Genomic DNA, 20,788 nt, shown 5'->3' on the forward strand with positions numbered 1-20,788 from the left:
GGGGTGCGGGGGACCGCGGGGCCGCGAGCCGGCCGGCCGCGAGGCAAAGGGCGACCGGAGGGGAGGGCCCGGGCCGGGAAGGGCTCAGCCGAGGGCGAGCGCCTGCAGCCGGCTGTAGTCCCCGTTGAAGTAGTCCTGGTCGCCCGGGAAGACGCCCGAGTCCGCGTACTGCCAGAAGGTGTAGTAGCCGTACCCGGCCGGCAGGGTGCCCGCGCTGGAGCTGTACTTGGCGATCCAGATCGGGCTGGTGGTGGCGAAGCCGCCGTTGTTGCCGGTGCAGGTGTTCCACCAGTCGAAGGTGCTGTAGATCACCGGGTAGACGCCCTCACGCGCGTGGTACTCGTTGGCGAACGCGTGGATCCAGTTCACCATGCCCGACTGGCTCAGCCCGTAACAGGTCGCGCCGTACGGGTTGTACTCGATGTCGAGCGCGCCGGGCAGGGTCTTGCCGTCCGCGGACCACCCGCCGCCGTGGGCGATGAAGTAGTCGGCCTGGGTGGCGCCGCCGGAGGTGTCGGGGGTCGCGAAGTGGTACGAGCCGCGGATCATGCCGACGTTGTAGGACCCGTTGTACTGCTGGGCGAAGTACGGGTTGGTGTACGTCGTGCTCTCCGTGGCCTTGACGTAGGCGAATCTGCCGCCGTTGGACCACGCCGCCGACCAGTTCACGTTCCCCTGGTAGCCGGAGACGTCCATGCCGGAGGTCTGGGTGACCATGGGCGTGACCGTGCCCGGCCCCGAGTGGCCGGAGCCCTCGTGCGCCGGGACGGTGGAGCCCATCCAGTCCAGTTCGGGGTGGGTCACATGGTTCCGGCCCGCGGTGGGGGCGGCGTTCGCCGTGCCGGGAACGGCGAGCGCCAGGGCCAGGAGGGTGACGAACAGTCCGGCCAGCAGGGCGAGCCGGGTTCGGGCCGAGCCGGTTTCGTGCACGACGGAGAGATCTCCGTGGGACATGCGTGCCTCCAGTGGGGACTCGGCATGACCTTGGGATGGTCATGACAGAAATGACGGTACGTTGGGAGCTACGCGCGTGGAAGGGCGGCCCGTGACCGCCGGTGGTCTACGCCTGCGGAATGGTCGACGTGCTGCGGAAACCACCGTGGGTGAGGAGAAGTTTCAGCCGCTGAAAGCGGGGCGGGCGGTGAACGGGGGGCCGGACCCTCCCGGCCGGCCCGGTCGTCACAGCTCCACGAGCACCGCGGTCGCGTCGTCGTACCGCTTGCCCCTTGGCGCCCGCAGCCCGGACAGGTCCGCGAGTTCGAGGGCGCGGACGCGGGCGATGAGCGCCTCGGGGCCGGCCTTGCGCAGCAGGGCGAAGGTGCCCGGCCAGTCGTCGGCGTGGAAGAGCTCGACCGCGCGGGCGGCGCCGTCGGTCAGGGCGGCGAACCCCCGCACGGATTCCCGCGGTAGGCTCCCGGTGACGGCACGGGCCGCCACGTCGGGGTCGGCGGCGGCCGTGAAGAACCCTCCTTCGGTGTTGCGCAAGGGGGCCACCCGGCGCCCGGCGGCCCGCAGCCGGCCGATCCGGTCGTCGAGGACGGGCCGCACCTCGCCCTCGGCGCCCTCGACGAGCAGCACGGAGTCCGACAGCACCAGGTACTCCAGCCGCTCCGCGTCCCACCGGGCGAGCACCACCGTGGCCTGCGGGGTGAGCCGGTGAGAAAGATCACAGGTCGCCCGGTGCGCGTCGGCGGTCCGCGCGATGGCCCCGGCCAGGCACGACGTCAGCCCCGGCAGCCCAGGCCGCTCCGCGGAAACGGACAGTTCGAGCAGCGCGCCCCCCAGCCGCGCGGTGAACCACGGCACCGAGTGGACGCACCCGCCGTTGTCCGGCGGCGGCGTCACCCCGTCCAGCAGCACCACCGCCCCGCCCCGCCCACCCGCGGGCAGTGCCACGGCCACGAAGTCCTCGTTCGCCGCCGAAGGATCACCGGGTTCGGTCGCCGTCTCGATGCGCATGGGGCCAGTCTGCAGGACCGTACCCGGCCCTCCGGGGCGCGGCCCTGTTCGAACCGCGTCCGCCGGCTCGCGGTGGCCCGCGACCACCGCCCGCCGCCCCGGAGCCACCGCCCACCGCGCCGGAACCTCCGCCCGCCGCCCCGGACCGCGTCCAGCGGGGCGCCCGGAACGACCGGGGAACGCCTCCCGGCGGCCACTTGGTACGGACCGCGAGCCCCGCGATCCGTGGTGGGGCATCCTCCCGCACCTCGCCCCGGCCGCGTCGGGGAATGCGTCAATTGGCCGGAGTGTGCGCCCCCGTAACGGATTTGTTGGTCCATCACCCGTGCGATTCACTCGTTCGAGTGTCCGCAGGAGGGACGTCTGGTCCGCTACCGGCAGGGCTGCAAGGGTCGGGAAGGACTGCGTGTTCCGGGGACCGCCCCGGGTCCAGGCGATACGTGATTGCGAGCACCGAAGTTGCGTGAAAGACGTCAACCTCGCGGACCGCGAACCGGTCGACCGCGAGCCGGCGCGTCCACGGTCGGCGCGTCCACGGCCGGCGGGTCCTCAGGCGGTGGGTCCGCGATCGGCGGGTCCACGGCCGGCGGGTCCTCAGCCGGCGCGTCCCCGAACGGCGCGTCCCGGGCCGGCCGGGGACGGGACCGGCGGTCCCGCGCCCGGCGGGCCGGGCGGCGCATGCTGCTCGCCCTCCTCGTCTGCTCCGCCGCCGTCCTGGCCGCCGCGGCGCCCGGGCCCGTGCTCGCCGTGCACGACCTGGCCTCGGCCGGGCACCGGCTCGACGCCGCCCGCCTCGCCACCCGCGCCGCGGTCCTGGGCCACGACCTGAGCGACGAGCGCGACGACCTGGCGGGCGCCCGCGCGGCCGGCCGAGGCCCCGCCGCCGCGGCCGGCGCCGACCGGACCCGTACGGACCGGCAGCTCGCCGATATCACCGCCGTCACCGCCGTCACCGCCGTCGCCCCGGCCGACCTGCGCCAGGTCCTCGCCCGCCTGCCCGCGATCCGGCGGCAGGCGGCCGCGGCGCCGGGCGGCCCGCGAGCCGTCGTCGGCGCGTACCAGCCGCTGCTCGACGCCCTCGGCCGGGTCGCGGGCCAGGACACGGCGCCGCTGACCCGTGCCGTCACCGCCGCCGGCGTCGAACGCGGCCTGCTGGTCGCCGCGCTGACCGGCAGCGGCGGCCAGAGCGCCCTGGTGGGCGCCGCCCGGACCGCCCGCGTCCAGGAGCAGGCCGCGCTCGCGGACTTCCGCGCCACCGCGCCGGCGGCCCTGGTCGCCCGGTACGACGGCACGGTCACCGGCACCGACACCGCCGAGGCCGACCGCGACCTCGACCGGCTGCTGGACGGGCAGGACCTGACGGGCGCCGACCGGGCGCTCGGCACCGGCCGCGTCAAAGCCGCGCTGGGCGCGCGGCTCGCCCTGATGCGCGGTGTCGAGACGTCCTGGGCCGGCGACGAGGAGCACACGGCCGCCGCCCACCGCAGCGACGAGGTCACCGTCCTCGAACTGCGCCTCCTGCTCGCCCTGTCGTGCCTGGCGCTGGTCATCGGCGTCCTGGCCACCGTCTTCCGCGGCCTCACCCGCCCGCTGGCGGCCCTGCACGCCTGGTCCGCTACGGGAGCCCGCTCCGGGCAGGGCGCCGAGGTGATCGGCGGCGACGAGTTCGCCGACGTCGCCCGCCGGGTCAACGCCCTCACCCACGAGGCACAGACGCTGCGGTCCCGCGTGAGCGAACTCACCGCCGAGGCGGCCGCCGCGTCCCAGGCGCACCGTGCCCTCGCCGCAGAACACGAGGGACTGCTGCGCGACCGCGACGAGCTCGTGCGGACCCGGGACGACCTGCTGCGCGGCCGGGAGGAGCTGGCCGGCCGCCTCACCGAGGCCACCGTCCGCAACGCCGCCCATCACACCCACGTCAACCTCGCCCTGCGCACCCTGGGCCTGATCGAGCGCCAACTGGCCCTCATCGACCGCCTGGAGGAGAAGGAGCAGGACCCGGACCTGCTGGCCACCTACTTCCAGCTCGACCACCTCGCCACCCGCATGCGCCGCAACAGCGAGAACCTGCTGGTGCTCGCCGGGACCGAACACAGCCACGGCGCCACCCGGCCGGTACCGATCGTCGACGTGGCACGCGCGGCCCTCTCCGAGATCGAGGGGTACGAGCGGGTGCGCGTCGCGGCCGTGCCAGAGGGCCGGCTCGCGGGGCGCGCGGCCGACGACGTGAGCCACCTGATCGCCGAACTGCTGGACAACGCTGCCGCGTTCTCCGACCCCGCGACCGAGATCCACGTCCGCGGCGAGGCGCTGGACGGCGGCGAGGTGGTGCTGCGCGTCGAGGACCGCGGCATCGGCGTGCCGCCCGAGCGGCTGGCCGAGATCGACGCCCTGCTCGCCGACCCCGACCCGGCACCGCCCGGCGCCGCTTCCGGCATGGGCCTGTTCGTGGTCGCCCGGCTGGCGCACCGCCACGGCGTCCGGGTCCGGCTCCGGCCGCTGCCGGCCGGCGGTACGGCGGCGGTCGTGGTCCTGCCCCGCCTGCTGCTGCCGGTTCTGGGGCCGGACCCGGACGAACCGGAGGGCGTGATGAGCACGGGGAACACCACGGCGGATGCGCAGACCGCGGGGGTCGCGGGGGCCCCGGACGTCACGGGGGCCGCCGCCGTACCCGAGCCGGCCCTGGCCACCGTCCCGGCGGCCGTCCCTGTACCGGAGCACCTATCCGTATCCGTACCCGTACAGGCCGCGGTCCCCGCGCCCGTCCCCGCCCCCGTCCCCGTCCAGCGGACCGTGGCGGCACCGCGGTTCGTGGCGGCGCCGCAAATCCTGGCGGCCGCGTCGCCGCTCGTACCCGGGCCCGCGACGGCGGGCGCCGGGGGTACGGAGCCGGGCGGGCCGGCCGGTGGCGGCGCCCTCACCGCCAAGGGCCTGCCGCAGCGGGTGCCCCGCGGCACCGGGATGGGCGGGCGGCCGGCGATCAGGCCGCCGCGGCCGGTGCCCGGCGCCGGTCCCGCCGTCGACGCGCAGGCGCTGCGCCGCCAACTCGGCGGACTGCAGGAGGGATTGCGGGCCGGCCGCAGGGACGCGGAACGCGAGATCCGCGACGGCACCGGTGACGGCACCGGTGAAGGTGCGGGTGTCGGTGTCGGTGGCGGTGTCGGTGTCGGTGTCGGTGGCGGTGGTGGCGGTGGCGGTCCTCGGGCCGAGGGCCCGGCCGCGGACATGGGGAAGCAGAGGGACGTCGGGAGACCGGCGGAGAACGTCGAGGAGGCGACCCGTTGAACGCGGTCGGCACACAAACACGCGACCTCAGCCTTGAGGCACGCAACCTGCAATGGCTGCTCGGGAACTTCATCGAGGAGGTGCCGGGGGTCCGCTCGGTCACCGTCGTCTCCTCCGACGGCCTGCCGCTGCTGAGCTCACGGGCCGTCGAGGCGCAGGGCCCCGACGGGCCGCCGGGAGCGGGGCACCCGGGCGAGGCCCGCATGGACCTCGCCGCCGTGGTCTCGGGCCTGGCCTCGCTCACCGTGGGCGCGGCCAGGCTGATGGACGGCGGCCGGGTGCGGCAGACCACCGTCGCGATGGCGGAGGGGACGCTGTTCGTGATGTCCATCAGCGACGGCTCGCTGCTGGGCGTGCACGCCGTCGCCGACTGCGACATGCAGGTGATCGCGTATCACATGGCGCTGTTCGTCGGGCGGGCCGGCCATGTGCTCACGCCCGCCCTGCGCGGCGAGTTGCGCCAGGCCATGGACAGCACCCGCTGATGGTCGGCACGTCCACCCGGGGGGCCGACCGCAGGACCTCCCGGGTGCGCCCGTACGCTCTGACCGGCGGCCGGACCCGTTCCGGGCACGTCCTGCTCGTCGAGACATTTGTAGCTACCATCGACGGGCCGGGCGGACAGCTCGCCCCCACCAGGGGCGACTGGGCCGAGCGGGTGATGCCCGAGATGCGCGCGATCGTGGAACTGTGCCGTGGTATGCGGTCGGTGGCCGAGATCTCCGCACTGTTGCGGATCCCGCTCGGAGTCGTCAGGGTCTTGCTCGGTGACCTGGCCGACCAGGGAAGAATCCGCGTGTACGGTACCGGGCACGGGCCCGGAGGCCCGGACCGCGCACTGCTCGAAAGGGTGCTCAGTGGACTTCGCAGGCTTTGACCGGCAGGAGGGCCTGCAGGACTGGCAGCGGCAGACCAGCCGTGCGCCCACCTCCACGAAGATCGTGGTGGCGGGCGGCTTCGGTGTGGGCAAGACCACATTCGTCGGTTCCGTGTCCGAGATCACCCCGCTGACCACCGAAGCCGTCATGACGCAGGCCAGCGAGGCGCTCGACGACCTCGCCGCCACCCCCGACAAGACCACCACCACGGTGGCGATGGACTTCGGCCGGATCACCCTGGAACAGGACCTGGTCCTCTACGTGTTCGGCACCCCGGGCCAGCAGCGCTTCTGGTTCATGTGGGACGACCTGGTGCGCGGCGCGATCGGCGCGATCGTGCTCGCCGACACCCGCCGGCTGGCCGACTGCTTCCCGGCCCTGGACTACTTCGAGGGCACCGGCCTGCCGTACACGGTGGCCGTCAACCAGTTCGAGGGCACTCCCGCCTACACCGCCGAGGACGTCCGCGAGGCCCTCGCCGTGCCGTCGCACATCCCGGTGCTGATCATCGACGCCCGCAAGCGGTACTCCGTGGTCGAGGCGCTGGTCGCGCTGGTCGGCCACGCGATGACCGAACAGCCGCTGTGAGCGCGCCACCGAGTTCCTGATCCCCCGTTACGGCTGCCCGGGCGCCGGTGTGCCGTCCGTCCCTGTGGATGTCGGTGTCGCGGACGCGCCGGACGTCGGCGTCCCGGTGGGCGCGGGAGTGCCGGATCCGCTCGGCGACGGTGCCGGCGTCGACGAACTCCCGGTCGGCGTCGCCGTGGGCCGGGGCGAGGGCGACGAGGAGGCGGGCGGGCGCGCGGGCGGCGCCGACGGGCGGGCCGGGGCCGCGTGGCCGCCGGAGGCGACCGGGGCGGTCAGGTCCTCGGAGGCGATGGGCGTGGGCTTGCGGGCCGCGGCGGGCACGGACCGGGGCGTCCAGCCGGTCATCGCGGAGGCGCCCATGTCGGGCCGCACCGCGCCCAGGACCGGGTTGGCCGCGACCGGGGAGACCTTCACGTAGGAGCCCGGGCGCGGCGCCTGGATGACCAGGCCGTCGCCGATGTACAGGGCGACGTGGGAGGCGCCGGCGAAGTAGACCACCAGGTCGCCGGGCCGCAGTTGGGAGAGCGGCACGTGCGGCAGCCGCGCCCACTGCTCCTGGCTGGTGCGCGGGATCGGCACCCCGGCGTGCAGCCACGCCTGCGAGGTCAGCCCCGAGCAGTCGAAGGCGTCCGGCCCCTGCGCCCCCCACTCGTACGGCTTGCCGAGCTGCATGAAGGCGTACGCGATCGCCTTGTCCCCGGCTGCCGAGGGCGCCCGGGTCTGCCAGCCGTCGCCGAGGGCCTTGGAGTCCAGGAAGTCCTGCTGCGCCTGGTTGACGCCCTTCTCCTCCAGCGCCTGCAGCTCGTCGATCTGGGCGCCGGTCAGCCCGGCCAGCATGCTCTCGACGGCCTTCAGCCGGTTCTGCACCCGCGTCTTCTGCGCCTGCTGGACGGTCTGCGCGTGCTGGGCGCGGTCCAGGGCCCGCTGCGCCTGGGCGTTGAGCACGCTGAGCCGGGCCTCGCCCTCGGCGAGCCGGGCGACGATGTCCTTCTCGTGGCCCGCGACCCGCTCGATGATGTGCCGCTGCCCGAAGAAGTCCTCCGGGGTCTGCCCGCCGAGCAGCGACAGATACGGCGATACGCCGCCGTCCTGGTACATCTGGCGGGCCATCAGCCCCGCCTCGTCCCGGCCGGCGGCCAGCTTCACCCGCTGGGCGGCGAGCTGGGCGTCGATCGAGGCGGCCCGCTTCCTGAGCGTGTCGGCGTTCTCCCTGGCCCGGTCGTAGGACTCGGTGGCGCTCTCGGTCTGCGTGTAGAGCGCCTGGAGCTGCTTGAGCAGATCGCCGAGCGGTACGGGCGCCGCCGCCGGCGGGTCGTACGGGCGCGCCGCGGCGAGCTGGGCCCCGGGCACGGACAGCGCGGCGGCGGCCAGCAGCGTGCCGCACACCACCGCGGACCGCAGCCACCTGGCACTCGGCCTGCTCCGTCGGTCCACTGACATCCCCTCATCTCCCCGTGTCCCCGTAACCGGCGGTTCGCACGGCCCCTGCGGTCGAGCATCCTGTCATGGATTGTCGTATCTTCGACAGGAGGCGTGGGTGATTTCGCCCCGTCCACTCACCCCCGTGAGTGACATCGCCGGGATTTTTGTCATCCGGCCGGCGGCACGCGCGCGGCCGCCTCGACGCGGGAGGCGGACGGCGACGGGCAGGCGCCGGGCCGGCGCCGGGCGGGCGTCGCTCCACGGCAGGCGCCGCTGCACGGGCGGGCGCCGACAGTCAGGTTCGCTTGGACCAGGGCCACTTCGGGCCGGACGCCGGGCGGCCCTCCGGCTCGTACACGAAGACCCACCGGGCGCGCCGGGCCGGGCGCACCTCCTTGGCGGGGGTGCGCACGTACACGTACACCCGCTCCGAGCCGTCGGGCTGGGGGACCGGTACCGGGTAGACCTTCGGGGGCTGCCCGGTCAGGCCGACCATCACCTCCAGGACCCGCCCGTCCAGCGGGCCGCCGACGAACTCCGTCTCCTCGTGCCTCACGGCTCCATCATGCCCAGCAGGTGGGCCGCCGACGGCAGGAGAGGGGTCAGGCGGGTGACGAGGCGGCCGGCCGGGCTGGCGGGGGTCTCCTGGGCCAGGGCGCGGTCCAGGGCGTCGGCGGTCTCGGGGTCGCCGGCGGCGGTGACCGTGAGCAGCGCGGTGAAGTGGTCGACCAGCCAGTCCCGGACCTCCGGCAGCGGGGGCCGCTTGCCCTGGTCCAGCCAGGTCAGGGAGACGGTCTCGACGCAGCCGATCCAGGCGCGGACCATCATCGCCAGGCGCGGCCCGGGCGCGGCCACGCCGAGGTGGTGCAGCACCTGGTCGGCGGCCCCGCGCCGCACCTCGTCCACGATCGCGTCGGTACGCGAGGTCTCGGCGACGCTGCCGCCGCGCAGCAGGGCGCTGTACGCGGGCGCGTGCTCGTCCACGTAGGCGAGGTAGCGGTCCAGTCCCTCGGCCAGGCGCTGGGTCGGCGGCCCCTCGGAGGGCACGGCGAACCCCTGGATCAGCGCCCGCGCCGAGTCCTCCACCGCCGCCTCGTACAACTGCTGCTTGCCGCCGGGGAAGTACCGGTAGACCAGGGGCCGTGAGACGCCGGCCGCGGCCGCCACGTCGTCCACCGAGACGTCCTCGGGACGGCGGTGCCCGAACAGGTCCGCGGCGGCGGCCAGGAGTTGACGGCGCCGCTCCTCCACGCTCAGCCGGCGGTAGGCGGGGGCGGCGTTGGTCATTGCCCCAGCCTAACCGGGGCGGACCGGCCGCGGGGGCGCGTCCGCCGGGCCCCTCAGACCAGCAGTCCCGAGGTGCGCCACAGCCTCCGGCTCGGGCCGCGCAGCAGCCCGATCTCCTCGAAGAAGTCCATGAGCCGCCGGGCGGAGCGGCGCATCACGTCCTGGCGGTGCGGGCTGGTGCGGGCCGCCTCGACGGCCTGCCGCGGGTCGAGGCCGACCGAGGCGTACACCTCGGGGCCGATCAGGGAGCGCGCGATCACCCGGGCCGCCTGGGCCGAGGAGAGCCGGGTGAACTCGATCTCCCAGCGTGGCGCGCTGGTCATCTGCCGGCGCAGCTCCTCGCGGGCGTACCGGATGTGCCGCGCCTCCTCGACCACGTGGATGCGGGTGATGCCGCGGTTCAGCGGCTGGACGCGCTCGTCGGGGAAGGTCAGCCGCTGCATCCAGTCCAGGATCTCCTCGGCCAGCAACGTGCCGGTGAACGAACCGGGCGTGGTGGAGACCGTCTTGAGCACCCGGCCCATGGCGTGGTCGAGCCGGCTCGGCCGGTAGACGGGGGTTCCCATCCGGGTGACCGCGCGGGCGAACATCTTGGAGTGCCGGCACTCGTCGGCTATCTCGGTCAGCGCGTACCGCACGTGCGCGCTGGTCGGGTCCAGGTCGTAGGTGTGCCGCAGCAGCAGCTGCATCAGGATCGTCTCGAACCACACGCCGATCGAGCACAGCGAGGCCGCCTCGTGCCTGCTCAGCTCGATGCGCTGCTCCTCGGACATCCGCTTCCACAGCGGGGTGTCGTACAGCGACACCAGCTCGGGCGGCCAGAACCACTTCCCCTCCTCGAAGGGGGCGTCCCAGTCGAGCTCGGTGTCGGGGTCGAACGAGTGGCGGGCGGAGGAGGCGAGCAGCCGTTCCGCCGTTCTCTCGCGATCGACAAGGGCAGCGTCCATGGCGAAGTCGCCTCCGATGCACAAGGGTTACCTGCGGTACAGGTCTTATGAGACTCTGTGTCAACAAGGGCGTCAACCCCTGTGCGGCACCTCACTGCCCGTGCTGCCCGAGTTGGAGGAAGTGCCGATGACCGCCGAAGGCCGCTACACGCAACCGCCCGCCGAGTGGACCTGGCAGGTGCCGGCCCACGGCGCGGCCCGCTTCTCCTGGGAGTACGACGACGGCCGCGACCGCCTGCTGGCCCTCTACCAGAAGGGCAAGGACAAGCAGTGGGACGCCGTCAAGCGGATCGACTGGGACCTGGAGGTCGACCCGTACGACCCGCTGGGCACCCCCGACGAGGCCATGTCCGTGTACGGCACGCGGTACTGGGACGCGATGAGCGACCGCGACAAGGGGCTGCTGCGGCAGCACTACACGGCCTGGCAGTTCAGCCAGTTCCTGCACGGCGAGCAGGGCGCGATGGTGTGCGCGGCGCGGATCGTGGAGTCCGCGCCCGACCTGGACGCGAAGTTCTACTCCGCGACCCAGACTATGGACGAGGCCCGCCACGCCGAGATCTACGGCCGCTTCCTGCGGGAGAAGGTCGGGCTGCTCTACCCGATCAACGACAACCTCCAGGCGCTGCTCGGCGACACCCTGCGCGACTCGCGCTGGGACATGCCCTACCTCGGCATGCAGGTGCTCATCGAGGGGCTGGCCCTGGCCGCGTTCGGCATGATCCGCGACACCACCACCAGGCCGCTGCCCCGGCAGATCCTCGCGTACGTCATGCAGGACGAGGCGCGGCACGTCGCCTTCGGGCGGATGGCGCTGCGGGACCACTACAAGCAGCTGAGCGACGCGGAGCTGCGCGAGCGCGAGGAGTTCGTCATCGAGGGGTGCTACCTGATGCGGGACCGGCTGCGCGGGGTCGAGGTCCTGGAGAACTTCGGGATCCCGCCCGCCGAGGCGTCCGAGATGACGGAGCGGTCGCAGTTCCTGGCGCTGTTCCGCAAACTGCTGTTCAGCCGGATCGTGCCGTGCGTGAAGGACATCGGCCTGTGGGGGCCGCGCCTGCAGCGCGCCTACGTCGACATGGGCGTCCTGGAACTCGGCGACGTCGGCCTCGACGCCTTGATGCGGCAGGACGAGGAGGTCGCGGAGACGCTGGACGCCGAACGCTTCGCCGCCGAGGAGGGGGCGCGCACCGCCGAGGTCGAGCAGGCCATCGCCCTGGGCGGAGAGTAGCGGCGGACAGCGGCCGGGTTGCGGTCGGCAGCGGCCGGCAGGGCCGAGGGCTCGTCAAGTGCCCGGCCGTACGTCCGTGTTCGGTAACAACCCCCGGGGCCGCGCCCTGGTCAGGAACCGTACCCTGAACGCTCGCATCTACTCGTTCAGATCCGGGCAGGTACACGGATCCGCGAACGGCGAGCAGCGACCAGCGGACGGGCGGGGACAGCGCATGGCGGTACGGGGATTTCAGGTGGCGAGGGCGAAGCCGCAGGTGATGGCGATAGCCGTGGCCGTGCTCGTGGTGGTGATCGCGGCGGTCGCCTCCGCGCTGGCGGCGCCGGGGGGACACCACACCGGCAGCGCCAGGGGAAGCGTGCTGCCCGGCGGGGTGCCCGGGACGGGACCGAGCGCGAAGCCGACCCGCGGCACGCACCGGGCCGCGCCCCCGCCCGGCGTCACCGTCGGCTCCGACAACGGCCCCTCCGTGCCCGCCACCATCCAGCACGCGGCCGAGGCGCCCGGCAAGGCCGTCAACATCACCATCGACGACGGCCCCGACCCGCACTGGACCCCGCTGATCCTCAAGGTGCTCCGGCAGCACCACGTGCACGCCACCTTCTGCATGATCGGCCCGCAGGCCGAGGCGCACCCGGAGCTGGTCCGCCAGGTGGTGGCCGAGGGGCACCGGCTGTGCGACCACACCGTGCACCACGACACGGCCATGGACCACAAGCCGGTCGCGTACCAGAAGGACGAGATCATGGACGCGCTGGAGATGATCAAGCAGGCCTCCGGCGGCGCCCGGGTGTACTACTACCGCGCCCCCGGCGGCGCGTTCACGCCGGCCAGCCGCGCGTTCGCCGCCGCGCACGGGATGCGCCCGCTGGGCTGGAACATCGACAGCAAGGACTTCGACCGCCCCGGCGTATCGGTGATACTCGCCACCGTCAAGCACGAGATCCACAACGGCCCGACCGTGCTGTTCCACGACGGCGGCGGCAACCGCTCGCAGACCGTGACGGCGCTCGGCCAGAGCCTGACGTGGCTGAAGCAGCAGGGCTACGCCTTCAGTTTCCCGAAGGTGGGCTGAAGCTCGACAGCGGCGAGGTGAGGACCGCCCGCATCACCGCGCGGGCGATCGGCGCCGCGTTGCCGCCGCCGGAGATGTCCGCCCGTACCGCGTCGGCGTCCTCGACGACCACGGCGACCGCGACCGAGGCGCGCGAGGAGCCGGCGGGCCCGGCATAGGCGATGAACCAGGCGTACGGCGTGCCCGTGTTGGCCGGGCCGTGCTGGGCGGTGCCGGTCTTGCCGCCCACGACCGCGCCGGGGATCGCCGCGTTCCGCCCGGTGCCCTCGGTCACCACGCCCTCCATCAACTGCCGCAGCAGGCCCGCGGTCCGGGCGCTGACCGCCTGGTGGAGCAGGCGCGGCTTCGTCACCGACACCGTCACGCCGCCGTGGTTGGTGACCCGGTCCACCAGGTACGGGGTCATCAGCCGCCCGCCGTTGCCGACCGCGGCCGCGATCATGGCCATCTGCAGCGGCGTGGCGGTGGTGTCGAACTGCCCGATGGACGACTGCGCCACCTGGTCCGGGCTCATCTCCTTGTCGACGTTGCTCTTGGCGACCGCGGGCGGCAGCCGCAGCCCGCGGTCGTTGAAGCCGAACGCCTCCGCCTGCCGGACCACCCCGTAACGGCCCAGGTCCGCGCCCAGCTTGGCGAAGACGGTGTTGCAGGAGATCCGGAAGGCGTCGTAGACGGAGGCGTCCCGGCAGCCGCCGCCCTCGTTGACCAGGTCGACGTCCGTGCCCGGCAGCCGGTACGGGTCGGGGGAGTCGGTGCGCGCCCGCAGGTCCCGCACCAGGCCGCTCTGCACGGCCGCCGCGGCCGTGACGACCTTGAACGCCGAGCCGGGCGGGTACGTCTGCCGGATCGCCCGGTCGAGCATCGGCTGGTCGGGGTCGGTGGTCAGGGCGTGCCAGGCGGCGGCGGTACGCGCCCCGCCGCCGGACAGCAGCGCGGGATCGTACGAGGGGGAGGACACCAGCGCCAGGATGCGGCCGGTCGCCGGGTCCAGCGCGGCCACCGCCCCCTTGCGCCCGGCCAGCCCCTCGAACGCGGCCCGCTGCGCGGCCGGGTCGAGCGTGGTGTGCACGTCGCCGCCGCGCTGCCGCACCCGGGTCAGCCGGCTGAACAGCGGGGGCGAGGCCAGCTCCGGCGCGCTGCCGTCCAGCAGCGCGTCCTCGGTGCCCTCCAGCAAGGTGGCGCCGTAGACCTGCGACGAGAAACCGGTCACCGGCGCGTACAGCGGCCCGTCGGTGTACGTGCGCGCGTAAGCCAACCGGCCGCCGGTGGCCCGCGACCCGGTGACGGGGCGGCCGTCGACCAGGATGTCCCCGCGCGGGTCGTGGAACCGCGCGATCGTCAGCCGCGGATCGGCCGGATTGCGGTCGTACGAGGAGTCGTGCCGCACCTGCACCCGCCACGCGTTGACCAGCAGCGCGACCAGCAGCAGGACGCACATCACGCCGGTGTGCCGGATGCAGCGGTTCACGCCGCCGCCCCCACCGGCTCGGCTGCCGCCGGGCGCGGCAGCGGGCGGCGGGCCCGGTCGCTGGCCCGGATCAGCAGCGCCACGATGATCCAGTTGGTGACCACGGAGGAGCCGCCCTGGGCCAGGAAGGGCAGCGCCATGCCGGTCAGCGGGATCAGGTCCATCACCCCGCCGGCCACCACGAACACCTGCAGCGCCAGGATCGACGCCAGCCCCACCGTCAGCAGCCGGCCGAACGGGTCGGGCAGTGCGAGCGCGGCCCGGAAACCGCGGGCCACCAGCAGCCCGTACAGCAGGAACAGCGCGCACAGCCCGGCGAACCCCAGCTCCTCGCCGGCCGTCGCCAGGATGAAATCCGACTTGGCGGCGAACCCGATCAGGTACGAGTACCCCTGCCCGAGCCCGCTGCCCAGCGCCGCGCCGTCCGCGAAGGCGAACAGCGACTGGGCGAGCTGACCGGCGCCGGCGCCGGCGTCGATCGACGCGAAGGGGTGCAGCCAGTCCCGTACCCGGTCGTGCACGTGCGGCTCCAGGCCGCCCACGGCGACCGCGCCCGCCGCGGCCAGCAGCAGCCCCACCGCGATCCAGCCGGTACGCCCGGTGGCCACGTACAGCATCACCACGAACAGCCCGAAGAACAGCAGCGAGGTGCCCAGGTCCCGTTCCAGCACCAGCACGCCCACGCTGACCAGCCAGATCGCCACGACCGGGCCGAGCACCCGGCCGGTGGGAAGCTGCAGGCGGCGCAGGCCGAGCACGCGGCGGCCGGTGTACGCCAGGGCCGCGCGGTTGGCCGAGAGGTAGCCGGCGAAGAACACCGCGAGCAGCACCTTCGCGAACTCGCCCGGCTGGATGGACAGTCCGAACAGCCGGATCCAGATCCTGGCCCCGTTGACGGCGGGGAACAGGATCGGCGCGGCCATCAGGGCGAGCGCCGCCGTCACGCTGACGTACGCGTACCTGGCCAGCACCCGGTGGTCGCCGAGCGCGAGCACCACGACGGTGAACAGCCCCACGCCCGCGCTGGACCACACCAGTTGCGCGGGGGCGGCGCGGGGGCCGAGCACGGGCTCCAGGTCCAGCCGGTAGATCAGCACCAGGCCGATGCCGTTGAGCAGCACCGCGATGGGCAGCAGCAGCGGATCGGCGTACCGGGCGCGGGCGCGCACCGCCAGATGGGCGAGCAGCGCGAGCGCCCCGAGCCCCGCGCCGTAGCCCGCGGCCCCCTGCGGCACGCGGCCGGTCCTGGCCAGCCCGACCTCCGCGTACCCGTACACCGCGATCGCGACCGCGAGGACGATCAGGCCCAGCTCGACCGTGCGCGAGGGTCCGGCGGAGGGGGGCGTGCCCGGTGGTGCGCTCATGGGGCGTCACGCTAGCGGGAAAAGGGAGGCTTCGCCCGGTCCGGCCGGTTCTGTCCCCGCGGGGGTTCGCCCGGACACCCGCAAGGGTGCGTCCCCTGCGGGTGCCGCACCCGCCCGGACTACGCTGGCCGACGTGACCGCCCCGGAGGAACTGTCCGACCTGCCGTACGCCGATCTGCTGCGCCCCTACCGGGGCCCGCTGGAGATCGAGGGCGACTACGACACCGTCCACTTCGACCACCGCGCCTTCGAGCCGGGGGGAGCGGACGAACCGGGTGAACCGGGTGAACAGGGTGAACAGGGCGGTCCGGGCGGGCGGGGCGGCCGGGGGCGGCCCCGCGCGACCGGCAGCCGGTTCCTGGAGTCCGCCCTGACCGACTGCGTCCTCACCGACGCCGACCTGCGCAACTGCCGCTTCAACGACGTGTGGGTCAGCGCCACCCGCTTCACCGGCGTGTCCCTGGCGGACACCGACTGGCTGGACTCGGCCCTGCTGGCCTGCTCCCTGGCCGGCGTCGAGGCGTTCGGCAGCGTGCTGCGCCGGGTGACGTTCCGGCGCTGCAAGCTCGACTCGGTGAACCTGCGCTCGGCCGGGCTGCACGACGTGGTCTTCGAGGACTGCGTCCTGCGGGAAGTGGACCTCGCCGAGGCCACGCTCGACTCGGTGTCCTTCCCCGGCACCCGCCTGGAGCGGGTCCGCCTGGGCCGGGCCACCGTGAAGAAGGCCGACCTGCGCGGGGCGACCGCCATCGACCTCGCCGACGGCTACGAGGCGCTGCGCGGCGCCCTGATCACCTCCACGCAACTGCTCGACCTCGCCCCCGCGCTCGCGCAGACCCTCGGCATCACCGTCAAGGACCGCTGACCCGCGCGCGGCGGATCCCCCATCCCTCTGCATCACTCGACCAGGAGATCTCATGACCACCCTCCACGACATCCCGCTCCTCACCCTCGACGGCGCGCCCACCAGCCTCGGCGAGTACCGCGGCAAGGCCGTCCTGGTGGTGAACGTCGCCTCCAAGTGCGGGCTCACGCCGCAGTACGAGGGCCTGGAGCGGCTGCAGAAGCGGTACGCCGACCGCGGCTTCACCGTGCTGGGCGTGCCCTGCAACCAGTTCGGCGGCCAGGAGCCGGGCACCGCCGAGGAGATCCAGACCTTCTGCTCCACCACCTACGGGGTCAGCTTCCCGATGCTGGAGAAGACGGACGTCAATGGCGTGAACCGGCATCCGCTGTACGCCGAGCTGACCCAGGTGCCCGACGCGGCCGGGGAAGCCGGGGACATCCAGTGGAACTTCGAGAAGTTCCTGATCAGCGGCACGGGAGAGGCCGTCGCCCGGTTCCGTCCCAGGACCGAGCCGGAGGCGGCTGAGGTCACCGGGGCGATTGAGGCGCTGCTGGTGAGCTGACCAGGTCAGAGCCCGGGTGGGTGCCTTATTTGCGCGATCGCGCCATGGCAGAATCCGGCCGGTCGGTGGACATTGTCCGGATCACCCCCTTCCTGGTTGGCTTTAATCACCGCACCGGAGAGGAAGGGACCGGGCAAGTGCAGGAGACGAAGTTCCGTAGCGGACACCTTTGTGTCGACACGGACCCTGCGCTGTGCGTTCCCTGCCAGGAGCGGCTGGATCGGCAACTCGCCTTGCTTCCCCGGGTATACGGCGAGTTGGAGGTTGCGCTCGTACCGGCGCCGGACTCCGGCGACCGATTGACCGGCATTGCCCGGCCCGGCATCCCCCTGAACGGGCCGGCTGTCGAGGCGCGCGCCGACATTCGAGGCACTCTCGCCTCCTGGGCCGATCTGTTGGTCGAGGGCCGGAACGTCCGTCTCCCCCTACGGACGGTTCCGGCCCTCGCAGCATTCCTCCGCCGGCACCTCGCCTGGCTCGCCGTTCACCCGGCGGCCGAGGACGCCGCGGCGGAGATCGACGAACTGCTGCGGCGCTGCCTGACCGTCGCACGGCCGCTGTCCCACGCGCGGCGCATACCCGCCCGGCGTGCGCGATGCCTGGAGTCATGAGGGGTTCGTGCCGCCCGGCCCGATGATTCGCACACCACACGACACGGACGGCGTGAAGACCACGAACAGCGCCTACAGCACCTGCAGCACCCGCAGCCCCTGTGGCCCGCACAGCACCTACGGCATCTGCAGCCCCCGCGGCCCCCGCAGCACGAACCGGGCGGCCCCCTCGGGGACCGCCCGGCCATGGACCGGCATGCGCTCGGCCGTGACGACGTCAGCGTTTACGGAGACGTCCGGGGCGAACGGGGTCCGCGCCTATACGGACACCGCCGGGGCCGCCGTGTCGTCGCCGGTGGTGGCCAGCCCGGGCCACCAGACGGTCGGCGTGGCGTCGGTCACGACACCGGGCCACCAGACGGCGGGGCCGTCGGCCGTGTCGGCGGCGCCGGTGGTGTCACCCGGCCACCAGACGGTCGGCGTGGCGTCGGTCACGACACCGGGCCACCAGACGGCGGGAGAGGCGTCGGTGGTGGCACCCGGCCACCACACGGAGGGAGTGGCCGCGGCGTCCCGGGAGCCGGCGTCGCCGTCCGAGCCCGCGGCGACAGCGGTGCCCACAGCCGGCGACGACAGGGCGAGCACCACGGCGGCGACTGTGGAGACGTGCATCAATAGCCGGTTACGCGACATCGCAATCCTTAGAAGCGGCAGAGGTCGTTGGGACGGTGAGGGTTCGTAAGACGTGCGGAGATACACGTAACGAGCCTCATGTTCCCAAAGGGGGACAGTTGAGGGCCACATTCCGGTTGTGCGTATGTGCGCAAGTGCGTGAATACGCAGCTCATGTCAACTCATATCAGACCGCGTGTGGCGGCCAAGACCCCGGCCTGGAACCTGCTGTCCGCTTCAAGGTATCGCATGATCTCCGATACCAGGCGACTCACTGTGCGCAATGACACCCCTAGTTTGCGGGCGATACGTTCGTCTGTCAGCCCGTTGGCCAGAAGTCTCAGCGTCGTGCGGTGCTGCTCGGTCAGTTCGCCGGAGGCCCCGCCGGAGTCCGGCGAGTGCGTGGCGTACGGGGTCGATCGCAGCCAGCAGTCCTCGTACAGGGCGACGTAGGACCGGACGAGGGTCGGCCCGCGGACGATGACGGCGGTGCCGCGCGGGTCGTCGGGATGGGCCGAGACAAGGGCGCTGTGCGAATCCGCGATAAGCAGATCGAAAGGCACGTGGGAGGCCAGGCGGACTTCCACCCCGGTGGCCACGAGATCGGAAAGGTATTTCCGCTGGCGCGGTGCCGAATTGATGCTCTCACTGTAAATAGAACGCACCCGCACCCCGCGCGCAATCAATGCCGCGTCTTCCGCGAGTGCATTGTTGAGCACTTCCCCGGAAGGCAATGGGCCGGGATGCATCGAGCCGATCATCTCGGTGACGGTCGCGTCGAAATCCTGCACGAACTGCCGGCCGCGGTTGTCCCGCGTGACGAGTTCGACTTCGATCTCGGCGGTCTCCCGCATCACGGCGGGCCGGTAGCGCTCCATGAGCGACTCGGCGGCGCGGATGATCGACGACAGCTCCTCGCGCTGATGGCGCAGCGCCTCGCGCTGCCTGGCGAGCAGCCCGATGAGCGCGGTGTCCGGCTCCACCGAGGTGACCTCCTCGGGAGCCGGGCCGGGGCGTATCAGCCCCAGGTCCTGCAGCTCCGACCACCCGGCCGCGGCCTCGGCCTCCGTCAGTCCGAGCTCGGCCACGGCCTTCCGCGGCGCTATGGAACCGTTCGCCCGCAACGCCTGGTAGAGGGCGAGCCCGGCTTCCGCCGCATCTGCCCCGCCACTCCGAACAGCACTGGCCACGGTTTCCCCCTTTCGTCACCGCGAGCCTGACCCCGGGCCGGTACGCAGTTGGCGACAGGACCCGAAGCGACTTTAGCAATGGTTCAGTTATGTGCCAGCGGTCGAGGTCGCTCCGCCGCACCCCGGACTCCCCGTGTCCTGATCCATAATCGATCATTCCGCCCGCTTCCGCTACTGTCCTGGAGTGGCTTGGCGGACGTACGCCACGGCCAGCGGGGGCGATTTGGGGCGGCGGGGCGGCGGGCGCGGTGAGTGCGCGCCCGGCGCGGGGGTAGCCGGAGGGGAAGGAGCCCATCACCGGAGGTGACCCACATGCTGATCCTGGGCTTGCTGCTCCTTGCCTGCACGGCCGCCTTCACCGGCCTCGTCATAGCCGACAACCTCGGCGGCGGCGCCGAGCACGACGTGACCGTGCTCGGCTACCACATCGCCACCATGAACGGCCTGGCGATCTTCTGCGCGGGGCTCGCCCTCGCGCTGATCTTCAGCCTGGGCGCGATGATGGCCGTGACCGGCGGTGTCCTGCGCCGGCGCCGGTCGCGCAAGATCGCCGCCGCCCGCATGGAAGCCGCCGCGGCCGCCCGCGAGCGCGACGAACTGGCCGCCCGGCTGGCCTCGGATCCCGCCGCGGCCCCGGAGAGCGAGTACGGGGCGTACGAGTACGGTGCCCGCCGCGACGACGTGGCGGCCGACCGCGGCATGGCGGGCGGCCGGGCCGCGGCGGAACCCGCGGGAGCGACCCCCGCCGAACGGCCGGCGCCCACGCACCACCGCCGCCACGCCCGGCACCTCTTCGGCCACTGAGACCACTGAGGTCGCCGAGACCGCCGGAACCCCCGCACCACCGGCGCCCGGCCCACGCGGCCCCGTACCGCACCATCGGTACGGGGCCGCGCCCTGCCGCGCCCCCGCGCCCCCTGCGCCCACCCGCCGCCCGCCCCCGCGCCCCCGGCCCCTGCCCCCGCGCGCCTACGTCCCCGTGCGCGGGCAGTTGGGGGTGGGGCCGGGGGAGTGCCTGTTTGTCGACGACTACCTGCCCTGCGTGGAGGGGGCCCGGGCGGCCGGCGTGCGGGCGCACTTGTTCCGGGTAACGAGGATGCCCCCGTCGCCATCGCCGAACATCTCGGATCCCCACACAACCGAAAGTATTCGACCACTACTTGACGTCAGATCACCACACGAGTTACCTGTTTCCCACAAAGTTGTCCAACGCCCACAGGGCGTCACCAGGACATCCGCACCGCCCCCCACCCGCGGCCGACGGCGCCGAGCCGCTCTCCAGGCGCCCGCGGCTGTACCCCCCACTCCCGGCCGACGGAGGTCGACGCACTGTGCTCCGACAGATCCGCGAAAAGCGCACCACGCCCGGCAGATCCACCCGCCGCCCCTTCACGCGCACGCTGGCCGTCGCCGGCAGCGCGCTGCTGACCCTGGTCGCCGCCCCGCTCCTCGCGCTCGGTTC

The 20,788-nt window shown here is 73.3% G+C and carries 20 protein-coding genes; 10 read left to right on the plus strand and 10 right to left on the minus strand.

Annotation, left to right across the window (positions count from 1 at the left end):
- Positions 1 to 84 precede the first annotated feature (84 nt).
- Both K7G61_RS09885 and K7G61_RS09890 read right to left on the minus strand, forming a co-directional pair.
- Positions 85 to 954 (minus strand): lysozyme, encoded by an 870-nt coding sequence (locus K7G61_RS09885; protein ID WP_225846323.1) that lies wholly within the window; start codon positions 952 to 954, stop codon positions 85 to 87.
- A 225-nt stretch (positions 955 to 1,179) separates the two neighbouring features.
- Positions 1,180 to 1,959, minus strand: a complete 780-nt coding sequence (locus K7G61_RS09890) for a hypothetical protein (RefSeq protein WP_225846324.1) — start codon at positions 1,957 to 1,959, stop codon at positions 1,180 to 1,182.
- A 678-nt stretch (positions 1,960 to 2,637) separates the two neighbouring features.
- Between K7G61_RS09890 and K7G61_RS09900 the strand changes: the two genes are divergently transcribed.
- From K7G61_RS09900 to K7G61_RS09915, 4 genes are read left to right on the plus strand one after another with little or no spacing between them, the layout of a single operon-like run.
- Positions 2,638 to 5,244 carry an ATP-binding protein gene (locus tag K7G61_RS09900; RefSeq protein ID WP_263984122.1) on the plus strand — a complete coding sequence of 869 codons (2,607 nt, stop codon included), beginning with the start codon at positions 2,638 to 2,640 and terminating at the stop codon, positions 5,242 to 5,244.
- Entirely contained in the window at positions 5,241 to 5,729 is a 489-nt protein-coding gene (locus K7G61_RS09905) for a roadblock/LC7 domain-containing protein (protein ID WP_225846325.1), read from the plus strand. The genes K7G61_RS09900 and K7G61_RS09905 overlap by 4 nt, the downstream gene beginning before the upstream one ends.
- Positions 5,729 to 6,121: a DUF742 domain-containing protein gene (locus tag K7G61_RS09910; RefSeq protein ID WP_225846326.1), complete on the plus strand. Its 393-nt coding sequence runs from the start codon at positions 5,729 to 5,731 to the stop codon at positions 6,119 to 6,121. Before K7G61_RS09905 ends, K7G61_RS09910 begins: the two co-directional genes overlap by 1 nt.
- Positions 6,102 to 6,710 carry an ATP/GTP-binding protein gene (locus K7G61_RS09915; protein ID WP_225846327.1) on the plus strand — a complete coding sequence of 203 codons (609 nt, stop codon included), beginning with the start codon at positions 6,102 to 6,104 and terminating at the stop codon, positions 6,708 to 6,710. Before K7G61_RS09910 ends, K7G61_RS09915 begins: the two co-directional genes overlap by 20 nt.
- 27 nt (positions 6,711 to 6,737) lie before the next feature.
- On the opposite strand, the gene K7G61_RS36380 is transcribed toward K7G61_RS09915, so the two are convergent.
- From K7G61_RS36380 to K7G61_RS09940, 4 genes are all read right to left on the minus strand, one after another.
- Positions 6,738 to 8,150: a C40 family peptidase gene (locus tag K7G61_RS36380; RefSeq protein ID WP_263984123.1), complete on the minus strand. Its 1,413-nt coding sequence runs from the start codon at positions 8,148 to 8,150 to the stop codon at positions 6,738 to 6,740.
- A gap of 277 nt (positions 8,151 to 8,427) precedes the next feature.
- A complete protein-coding gene (locus tag K7G61_RS09930) occupies positions 8,428 to 8,688 on the minus strand; it encodes a hypothetical protein (RefSeq protein WP_225846328.1) in 261 nt (86 codons plus the stop codon).
- A complete protein-coding gene (locus K7G61_RS09935; RefSeq protein ID WP_225846329.1) occupies positions 8,685 to 9,419 on the minus strand; it encodes a TetR/AcrR family transcriptional regulator in 735 nt (244 codons plus the stop codon). The genes K7G61_RS09930 and K7G61_RS09935 overlap by 4 nt, the downstream gene beginning before the upstream one ends.
- A 53-nt stretch (positions 9,420 to 9,472) precedes the next feature.
- Positions 9,473 to 10,366 (minus strand): diiron oxygenase, encoded by an 894-nt coding sequence (locus K7G61_RS09940; protein ID WP_225846330.1) that lies wholly within the window; start codon positions 10,364 to 10,366, stop codon positions 9,473 to 9,475.
- Positions 10,367 to 10,493: 127 nt separating this feature from the next.
- Here K7G61_RS09940 and K7G61_RS09945 point away from each other — a divergent pair, with 127 nt between their 5' ends.
- Complete coding sequence (locus K7G61_RS09945) at positions 10,494 to 11,597, plus strand: ferritin-like domain-containing protein (RefSeq protein WP_225846331.1); 1,104 nt, start codon at positions 10,494 to 10,496, stop codon at positions 11,595 to 11,597.
- A 259-nt stretch (positions 11,598 to 11,856) separates the two neighbouring features.
- Complete coding sequence (locus tag K7G61_RS09950; RefSeq protein ID WP_263984174.1) at positions 11,857 to 12,672, plus strand: polysaccharide deacetylase family protein; 816 nt, start codon at positions 11,857 to 11,859, stop codon at positions 12,670 to 12,672.
- Here the strand turns inward: K7G61_RS09950 and K7G61_RS09955 are convergent.
- Positions 12,650 to 14,140 carry a penicillin-binding transpeptidase domain-containing protein gene (locus K7G61_RS09955; protein WP_225846333.1) on the minus strand — a complete coding sequence of 497 codons (1,491 nt, stop codon included), beginning with the start codon at positions 14,138 to 14,140 and terminating at the stop codon, positions 12,650 to 12,652. The two genes, K7G61_RS09950 and K7G61_RS09955, sit on opposite strands and share 23 nt — an antisense overlap.
- Positions 14,137 to 15,504 (minus strand): FtsW/RodA/SpoVE family cell cycle protein, encoded by a 1,368-nt coding sequence (locus tag K7G61_RS09960; RefSeq protein ID WP_225846334.1) that lies wholly within the window; start codon positions 15,502 to 15,504, stop codon positions 14,137 to 14,139. The genes K7G61_RS09955 and K7G61_RS09960 overlap by 4 nt, the downstream gene beginning before the upstream one ends.
- Before the next feature lie 133 nt (positions 15,505 to 15,637).
- Between K7G61_RS09960 and K7G61_RS09965 the strand changes: the two genes are divergently transcribed.
- Genes K7G61_RS09965 through K7G61_RS09975 form a run of 3 tightly spaced genes read left to right on the plus strand, consistent with a single transcriptional unit; the run spans position 15,638 to position 17,524 of the window.
- Positions 15,638 to 16,369 (plus strand): pentapeptide repeat-containing protein, encoded by a 732-nt coding sequence (locus K7G61_RS09965; RefSeq protein ID WP_225846335.1) that lies wholly within the window; start codon positions 15,638 to 15,640, stop codon positions 16,367 to 16,369.
- Positions 16,370 to 16,421: 52 nt separating this feature from the next.
- Positions 16,422 to 16,913, plus strand: a complete 492-nt coding sequence (locus K7G61_RS09970) for a glutathione peroxidase (RefSeq protein WP_225846336.1) — start codon at positions 16,422 to 16,424, stop codon at positions 16,911 to 16,913.
- 44 nt (positions 16,914 to 16,957) lie between these two features.
- Positions 16,958 to 17,524, plus strand: a complete 567-nt coding sequence (locus K7G61_RS09975; RefSeq protein WP_225846337.1) for a hypothetical protein — start codon at positions 16,958 to 16,960, stop codon at positions 17,522 to 17,524.
- A gap of 258 nt (positions 17,525 to 17,782) precedes the next feature.
- On the opposite strand, the gene K7G61_RS09980 is transcribed toward K7G61_RS09975, so the two are convergent.
- On the minus strand, positions 17,783 to 18,136 hold the full coding sequence (locus K7G61_RS09980; protein WP_225846338.1) for a hypothetical protein: 354 nt from the start codon (positions 18,134 to 18,136) through the stop codon (positions 17,783 to 17,785).
- A 182-nt stretch (positions 18,137 to 18,318) separates the two neighbouring features.
- On the minus strand, positions 18,319 to 19,326 hold the full coding sequence (locus K7G61_RS36915; protein WP_225846339.1) for a LuxR C-terminal-related transcriptional regulator: 1,008 nt from the start codon (positions 19,324 to 19,326) through the stop codon (positions 18,319 to 18,321).
- Between the two features lie 303 nt (positions 19,327 to 19,629).
- Here K7G61_RS36915 and K7G61_RS09990 point away from each other — a divergent pair, with 303 nt between their 5' ends.
- Entirely contained in the window at positions 19,630 to 20,130 is a 501-nt protein-coding gene (locus K7G61_RS09990; RefSeq protein ID WP_225846340.1) for a hypothetical protein, read from the plus strand.
- The last annotated feature ends 658 nt before the right edge of the window (positions 20,131 to 20,788 follow it).

The organism is Streptomyces sp. HPF1205 (assembly GCF_020400825.1).
GTDB lineage: Bacteria > Actinomycetota > Actinomycetes > Streptomycetales > Streptomycetaceae > Actinacidiphila.